Source organism: Citrobacter sp. CtB7.12, assembly GCF_001297795.1.
Lineage (GTDB): Bacteria > Pseudomonadota > Gammaproteobacteria > Enterobacterales > Enterobacteriaceae > Citrobacter_A > Citrobacter_A amalonaticus.
This window is the reverse complement of sequence record NZ_LIFT01000006.1, coordinates 215,744-222,754: the sequence shown is the minus strand read 5'-3', so window position 1 is coordinate 222,754 and position 7,011 is coordinate 215,744. Positions and strand designations below refer to the sequence as shown.

The 7,011-nt window shown below is 46.3% G+C and carries 8 protein-coding genes; 5 read left to right on the top strand and 3 right to left on the bottom strand.

The window, feature by feature from the left end; genetic code table 11:
* The 5 genes from AOY24_RS10275 to AOY24_RS10260 form a co-directional block, all read left to right on the top strand.
* The coding region (locus AOY24_RS10275; protein WP_161804582.1) for an RHS repeat-associated core domain-containing protein at positions 1-1,671 on the top strand (1,671 nt) is incomplete at its 5' end.
* Positions 1,672-1,733: 62 nt separating this feature from the next.
* Positions 1,734-2,702: a tetratricopeptide repeat protein gene (locus tag AOY24_RS10270; RefSeq protein ID WP_054176586.1), complete on the top strand. Its 969-nt coding sequence runs from the start codon at positions 1,734-1,736 to the stop codon at positions 2,700-2,702.
* A gap of 141 nt (positions 2,703-2,843) precedes the next feature.
* Positions 2,844-3,299 (top strand): hypothetical protein, encoded by a 456-nt coding sequence (locus AOY24_RS24870; protein WP_072185384.1) that lies wholly within the window; start codon positions 2,844-2,846, stop codon positions 3,297-3,299.
* A gap of 4 nt (positions 3,300-3,303) precedes the next feature.
* Positions 3,304-3,543, top strand: a complete 240-nt coding sequence (locus tag AOY24_RS10265; RefSeq protein ID WP_054176585.1) for a hypothetical protein — start codon at positions 3,304-3,306, stop codon at positions 3,541-3,543.
* A complete protein-coding gene (locus tag AOY24_RS10260; protein ID WP_054176584.1) occupies positions 3,537-3,767 on the top strand; it encodes a hypothetical protein in 231 nt (76 codons plus the stop codon). The genes AOY24_RS10265 and AOY24_RS10260 overlap by 7 nt, the downstream gene beginning before the upstream one ends.
* Before the next feature lie 83 nt (positions 3,768-3,850).
* Here the strand turns inward: AOY24_RS10260 and AOY24_RS25360 are convergent, their stop codons facing one another.
* The 3 genes from AOY24_RS25360 to AOY24_RS10245 all read right to left on the bottom strand — a co-directional run bounded on the left by AOY24_RS25360 (position 3,851) and on the right by AOY24_RS10245 (position 7,010).
* The gene (locus AOY24_RS25360) at positions 3,851-4,495 is read right to left on the bottom strand and encodes a hypothetical protein (RefSeq protein ID WP_235507525.1); all 645 of its coding nucleotides are present in this window, start codon (positions 4,493-4,495) and stop codon (positions 3,851-3,853) included.
* A gap of 275 nt (positions 4,496-4,770) precedes the next feature.
* Positions 4,771-5,655, bottom strand: a complete 885-nt coding sequence (locus AOY24_RS10250; RefSeq protein WP_044268272.1) for a LysR family transcriptional regulator — start codon at positions 5,653-5,655, stop codon at positions 4,771-4,773.
* 98 nt (positions 5,656-5,753) lie between these two features.
* Complete coding sequence (locus AOY24_RS10245) at positions 5,754-7,010, bottom strand: nucleoside permease (protein WP_054176583.1); 1,257 nt, start codon at positions 7,008-7,010, stop codon at positions 5,754-5,756.
* Between the last annotated feature and the right edge of the window lies 1 nt (position 7,011).

The following is a 7,011-nucleotide window of genomic DNA, read 5'->3' as shown; positions in this document are numbered from 1 at the left end:
TTCACCCGCGACCGCCTGCACCGGGAAACGCAGCGCCGCTTCGGCGAATACGACCTGACCACGGCATACACGCCGGGCGGTCAGCTACAGAGCCATCACCTCAGCATTCTTCAGCTTAACCGCGACTACACCTGGAACAGCGGCGGGCAGCTTGTTCGCATCCGCGGGCAGCATGAGCAGCGGGATTATCAGTACGGCGACGCCGGAAGGTTGCTCAGTACACATATCACATCGCCCCACCACGACCTGGCGCAGTGGACGTTCACCGACCCGGCGGGCAACCGGACAGCGCAGCGGGATAAATACCCGATGCTGCCGGACCATTTCCGGGATAACCGCATCAGCCAGGATGTGGAGAATTTTTATCATTATGACGAACACGGCAGGCTGACGGAGAAAGATGAACGCCGGATACACCCGCACGGCAGCCTGTCGCATCATTATGAGTATGATAACCAGCACCGGCTGGTGCACTACCGCCGGATGCAGGCAGGCAACGTGCTGACGGAAAGCCGTTATCTTTACGACCCGCCGGGCCGCCGCATCAGCAAACGGGTGTGGGCATGTACGGTATTTCACGATGGTTCGTGTTCACAACCAGCGCTGCAGGAAACCGTGTGGTACGGCCAGGATGGCGACCGGCTGACCACCACGCAGACGGACAAAACCCGCATCCAGACGGTGTACCTGCCGGGGAGCTTCACCCCGCTCATCCGTATTGAAACGGCAACCGGAGAACTGACCAGAGCCACCCGCCGCACGCTGGCAGAGAAATTTCAGCAGGAAGCAAACGTGACCTTCCCGCCGGAACTGGTGGCGATGGTGGATAATCTGGAAGCGGAACTACGGCGCGGGGAACTCAGCGAAGCCAGCCGGACGTGGCTGGCACAGTGCGGCCTGACGCCGGAGCAGATGAAAAATCAGCTGGAGCCGGAATACACGCCGGAGCGCAAAATCCACCTGTACCACTGCGACCACCGGGGGCTGCCGCTGGCGCTGATTGACGTTAACGGGGCCATTGCATGGCGCGCAGAGTTTGATGAATGGGGGAATGTGCTGCGGGAAGATAACCCGCATAACCTGGAACAGCTCATCCGTCTGCCGGGGCAGCAGTGGGATAAAGAGACCGGACTGTACTATAACCGGCACCGGTACTACGACCCAGCACAGGGAAGGTATATCACGCAGGATCCGATTGGGTTGGAAGGCGGGTGGAATCTGTATCAATATCCGTTAAATCCTGTCGCATATAGAGATCCTTTAGGTTTAAACGGGATAGGAGATTTTGGTAATGGGTTTAGCAATTATTGCCAGCAGGCAAGTTCAGCTGTAACCCATCTGTCACCGGGTGATGCAGCGGGAGTGATACATAACATGGAAACAATGCATAATGCCTACAATCCGCTATCTGAATATGTACTCGGGATATCAGAAGGTTCAGCCGTCATTGCTATGGCTGGTATGAGTTTCGGAGTGGCGACCGTAGCAGAAAAAGGTTCAGCATGTATCGAAAACGTGGCTAATTCTATGATAAAAGATGGTGAAAGAAATCCAAAGAATTTAGCGTTGATCTGCGGGAAAAGCATTATAAATAAAGGAAGCAGCAAGTTTCAAAATAAGGTATCAGATTATCTTATTGATACACTTTTATCCTATGAACAAAAACAATAGTCATTATTTATTATAATATAGTGAAAATTCATTCATCTTACTTATAAAGGTGTCACAGTAACATGAAAAAAAACAAATTGATAATAAAAATCACATTAACTCTAACATTCTTACTAATTATTTCTTGTTTTCATTACTTAAATAAAAACTTGAATCTAAAAGAAAGAAAAAGGGCGGTTGATATATCATATCTAACCAAGTTAGCAAAAAGTGGAAATATGGAGGCTCAAACAGATTTGGGAGTTGCTTATGGAAATGGTGATGGTATAAGTCAAAATTACGCAAAAGCGCTCTACTGGTATAATAAGGCGGCGATGCAAGGTTATGCACAGGCACAATTTAACCTTGGCCTTTACTATGAGAATGGTTGGGGCACTTTAAGTGATCCCCAACAAGCGATAAAGTGGTATAAAAAAGCAGCTGAGCAAGGCATGACAAAGGCCCAAGTGAATCTTGGCACACTGTATCTCGCAAACCCCAACGTACAAAAAAATTATCCAGAAGCAAAAAAATGGCTATTAAAGGCTGCAGAAAAAAATGATACCAATGCAATGAACAACCTGGGGCAAATTTATGCTAACGGTTTAGGGGTTGAAAAAAATAATATTGATGCTGAGAAATGGTATCTTAAAGCTGTTGCTCTTGGTTCTATGAGTGCAAGAAATTCACTGGGGGCTTTTTATGGCAAAGGATTAGGACTCCATTCGAATGATCGGGATAAAGTTTTACCTCTGGTCGAAGCTTCAGCATGCCAGGGGTATGTCCAGGCACAGATTAATCTTGGGTCATTTTATACTGAAAATAATGGAGAAGCGCCGATAGATTATAAAAAAGCCTACGCATGGTATTATGTTGCGTATATTAATGGTTCTTTAAGTACTCAACATGAACTTGATTTTCTTACCAAAAAAATGAGTAATGAAGAACTCATCGAAGCAAAAAAAATGGCCGCAGGGTATAGCCAAAAATATCGTTCCTCTCCGATCGAGGATGATACCTATAAATCTCAAACAGAATGTAGATATCCTTAACAAGAGGGGGGCATGGGGTCAGGCAATTAATTTTTCAAGAATGTCGAGTGGCGTTCAATATTATTATAATAGTGATGAGATTAAAGTCTGTTTCTACCTTGATGGGCAGATTCCGCTGCCAATGCCGCATCGGAAGGTCAAATGTCTTACGATAATTCTGCTGCTGCAATAGACGTAGCTAATGGGCCAACATATTTACCACCATCTTGTTCTCTTTCAGTTGATATTGGCGGTTCTTTGGATACATTTAGCGGAGGAAGTTTTGCTACTGAAATATCAATTGGGACAAATAATAGGGCATCAGGAGATAGTGACATTTGTGCGTACTATATTCTTTGTGAGCACAGCGGAGTAGGAATTGCTGGTGGGCTATCAATATCAGGGACTATTTCTGGTGGTGGTATATTTCCTGGAGAAACCAAGTCGAAAGGGATTATACATTCAGGAAGATTATTGGGTAAATTTTCTGGTTCAGGAACAAAGGATTCGGCTGGCAATTATTCAGGAGCACTCAGCGCTGGTCCTGGGTTAGGTGTTTTTGGTGGGGAGTTAACGTGTTCTCAAATTTCTCGATGCGTGTCAGAATTGTTGGGGTAATTAAATGAAGAGCAAGAAATACATATTGATTGCGGTAGCGTTCTTTTTTGCTGGACTTGTCGTATTTATAGGAAGACTTGTAACGCATTCTTTTATACAGAGTGATGCAGAAGTAAGAAACGAGGCTCAAGAAAAGGTTATTTACATTCAAAAATTATATGATAAAAATGATTTCTCCAATATGTATTCAAATGGAACTAATGATTTCCAAAAAATTACAAGCAAAGAAATTTTTTTATGTTGATGAGAAGAAAAAAACAAATCTTAGGCGATTTCATAATGTCTGATTTAATATCCAGTAATGTTATTAATTCTAATGTGGTGGTGCTTACTTATCGCTCAACCTATAAACATTATTCATTAGTAGAGGAGTTTACTCTAATGAGAAAGGATGATAGTGATAAATTGCGTTTAGGAACATATTTTATTGATGACGGTGGCAAGCGTGGAAAAGTAATAAAACTATAAGAGTGTTTTTCGAACGTTTTGGTAAGGATGCATACGAGATAGGTAATAGTCCCAACAAAATGCCTATTAAATTGCCAGGATGATTACATAGTTTGAATATGCATCCATAAAATAGATTGGTATTTATCCAATAACTCTTTTCTTATACTAAAATCAACTTGACCATGTTTTTGATACTGACTTAACTTTTCATATTCCGTAAGTCCATATTTTTTCAATAACCAGTAGTCAGCAATCATTGCCGCCTGTTGCTCCATAGAGTAAAAAATAAAATGAGGCTCATCAAGATGATATGAATCCCAGCGTGTTGAAGCATAGGTATTATCATGAAAAGAAGAGTCATGCCGATAATATTGCCAGACAAAAGACATGGCAAATATAAACAAATGAGGATATTTTACAGAATCATGGAAGTTTGTATAATCTGCTGAAAAATCAGATTTATACTCGTTTACACTCAAAAGAATCTCACCATTTCTGGTATTGGTTATTACTTTAGATTGATACCTTGAATGATTGCGGTCACAATATATTTTTACTCTGTCGTAGTTGATGATATTCTTAAATAGAGTTTGCGCCAGTTTTAACTCTCCGGAGGTTAACGATCTGAATAATACAGGATCAGCCCCAGAAGATAACCCTAATAGTTCCTGACAGTCTCTCAGAATAGTGCCTTCATGATCAAAAGAAGCGTTTCTCAATATCCTTTCGCACATAACAACCTCCATTTATTTTACTTCAGCATACGCCCCGAACGGAAAAATTCAATAAATAATAACAAATTTAAATTTCACCTTCCGCATATACATTGCTGCATTTTCATTTACCGAAATTGTGAATAATCCTTGCGGAAATTGGTTCAAACATATATTCCCAGCGTCACCATCAACCGCATAGGATCAATTGGTGATGCTATACAATGATTGGTCCACTGCCAGACGTCCTGGCACCACAACGGGGTCGGTTCGGGTACGTTGAAGCAAAAAAGTACACGATGCACCCGTTACGCCGTTAAGGCATTAATCATGTGTTCCAGTGCGGGTGTCGCCTGTTGCTGGTCATACACAATGTACAAATCAGCCGGAATACGCTCTTCTAATGGACGGAACACCACACCCGGCCAGTTCATCTGCGCGTAGCTGTCGGCAATCAGCGTAATGCCAATTCCCATACTGATCATCGCCAGTACCGTTTGCGGTTCCATCACTTCACGTATGATCATCGGAGAGAACCCCGCACTCTGGCAAACGCGTTGCAGGAATGCCCAGTCAGTGTGAATCGAAGGCATGGTGACGAAGTATTCATTGCGCAGGGCTTCTAATGGTACGGCCTCCCGCACAGTCAGCGCATGCTCTTCTGGCATCGCCACCAGAAAAGAGGATTCATGCAAGCGCAGGCTGGTAAACCCAGGCGCTGGCTCAACCGCCATTCGCCAGACACCGGCATCCAGTTCACGTCGCTCCAGCATGGCCATCTGCATCGCTGGCATATTTTCACGAAACAGCACCTCAACGTTAGGATTGTCCTTCAGGAATCGCCGCATTACCGGGCGCATTTTTCCCCACATCGCCGTGCCGATCACGCCCAGTTCGATCCGCCCTGCCTCACCGCGCCCGATCTGTTCGACGCGTGCTAACACCTGGCTGGCGCTGGAAAGCAGACGTCGTGACTCTTCCATCAGGATTTTCCCTGCATGGGTCAACGCTACGCTGCGCGAATGGCGGATAAACAGCAGCGTGCCGAGCTCCTGTTCCAGCTCTTTAATATGAATACTCAATGGAGGCTGCGACATATTCAGACGAGCGGCGGCGCGTCCAAAATGTAACTCTTCGGCGACAGCAAGAAAATAACGCAGTAACTTGAGATCGATACGAGGCGTGCGTTCCATGGGTAATGCGCTCCTGGGGAGAGGACTGATGCGCCAAATTACCACATTGCGTCGCAGAACAGGAACGACGGGCAACATATGCCCGCCGCAAAGGGGGATTAACGGGCCAGCGAGGGCTGTGCCTGCTTTTCAGGTTCATGCTTGTACTTAAAGCACAGCGCAAAAATCACCGCCAGCACCAGGGCATACGCCGCAAAGACCAGCCAGATAGTTTGCCAGTCTTTCACGCCATCCACTGAGAAGTAATCCACCGCCATACCGCTCAGGATGGAGCCAACCCACGCGCCGACGCCATTGACCATCGTCATAAACAGCCCCTGCGCACTGGCACGAATTTTCGAATCCACTTCCTGTTCAACGAAGACCGAGCCTGAAATGTTGAAGAAATCGAATGCGCAACCGTAGACGATCATCGACATCAGCAGCAGAACAAATCCGAGTGGAGACGGGTCGCCAAAAGCAAAGAAGCCAAAGCGCAATGTCCACGCCAGCATGCTCATCAGCATGACCGTTTTGATGCCAAAGCGTTTGAGGAAGAACGGGATAGTCAGAATAAAGCCGACTTCCGCCATCTGCGAGACAGAGAGTAAGATGGACGGGTATTTCACCACAAAACTGTCGGCAAACTGCGGATCGCGGGCAAAGTCGTGCAGGAAGGGGTTACCAAAAACGTTGGTAATTTGCAGCACTGCACCCAGCATCATGGCAAACAGAAAGAAAATCGCCATCCGCGGATTTTTAAACAGCACGAACGCATCCAGCCCCAGCTTACTGGCAAACGACGCGCTCGCTTTCTTCTCGGCGACCGGAATTTTCGGCAGCGTGAGTGCGTAGGCAGCCAGCAGCAGCGATGCGCCAGACGAAATGTACAGTTGCGCATTGCTCAGCTCCAGGCCCATCAGGCTGACGGTCCACATCGCAACGATAAAACCAATCGTGCCAAAAACGCGAATAGGCGGAAATGCCGTCACCGGATCCTGCCCTGATTGCGCCAGACAGGAATAAGAGACACTGTTGGAAAGCGAAATCGTCGGCATGAAGGCCATTGCGTTGATCAACATCACCCAGAACATGGTGTCCGGATCGGTCACCGTCGTCGCGTAGAGCAGCGCGACCGCACAGAGCAGATGACAAAGCATATAAGCACGCTCTGCCCGCAGCCATTTGTCCGCAATAATCCCCATAATGCCGGGCATAATAATCGCCGCCAGCCCTTTTGAGCTGTACACCATACCCACGTTGGCACCGGTAAAATGAAGGGTGTTAATCATGTATGAACCCAGGGTGACCAGCCAGCTTCCCCAAATAAAATATTGCATAAACGACATGATCTTTAATCGGGACGCAATACCCATT

Bases quoted from the DNA above. Each gene is read 5' to 3' on its own strand.
- AOY24_RS10270 (WP_054176586.1), top strand. From the start codon at position 1,734: ATGAAAAAAAACAAATTGATAATAAAAATCACATTAACTCTAACATTC.
- AOY24_RS24870 (WP_072185384.1), top strand. From the start codon at position 2,844: ATGTCTTACGATAATTCTGCTGCTGCAATAGACGTAGCTAATGGGCCA.
- AOY24_RS10265 (WP_054176585.1), top strand. From the start codon at position 3,304: ATGAAGAGCAAGAAATACATATTGATTGCGGTAGCGTTCTTTTTTGCT.
- AOY24_RS10260 (WP_054176584.1), top strand. From the start codon at position 3,537: ATGTTGATGAGAAGAAAAAAACAAATCTTAGGCGATTTCATAATGTCT.
- AOY24_RS25360 (WP_235507525.1), bottom strand. From the start codon at position 4,495: ATGGAGGTTGTTATGTGCGAAAGGATATTGAGAAACGCTTCTTTTGAT.
- AOY24_RS10250 (WP_044268272.1), bottom strand. From the start codon at position 5,655: ATGGAACGCACGCCTCGTATCGATCTCAAGTTACTGCGTTATTTTCTT.
- AOY24_RS10245 (WP_054176583.1), bottom strand. From the start codon at position 7,010: ATGGGTATTGCGTCCCGATTAAAGATCATGTCGTTTATGCAATATTTT.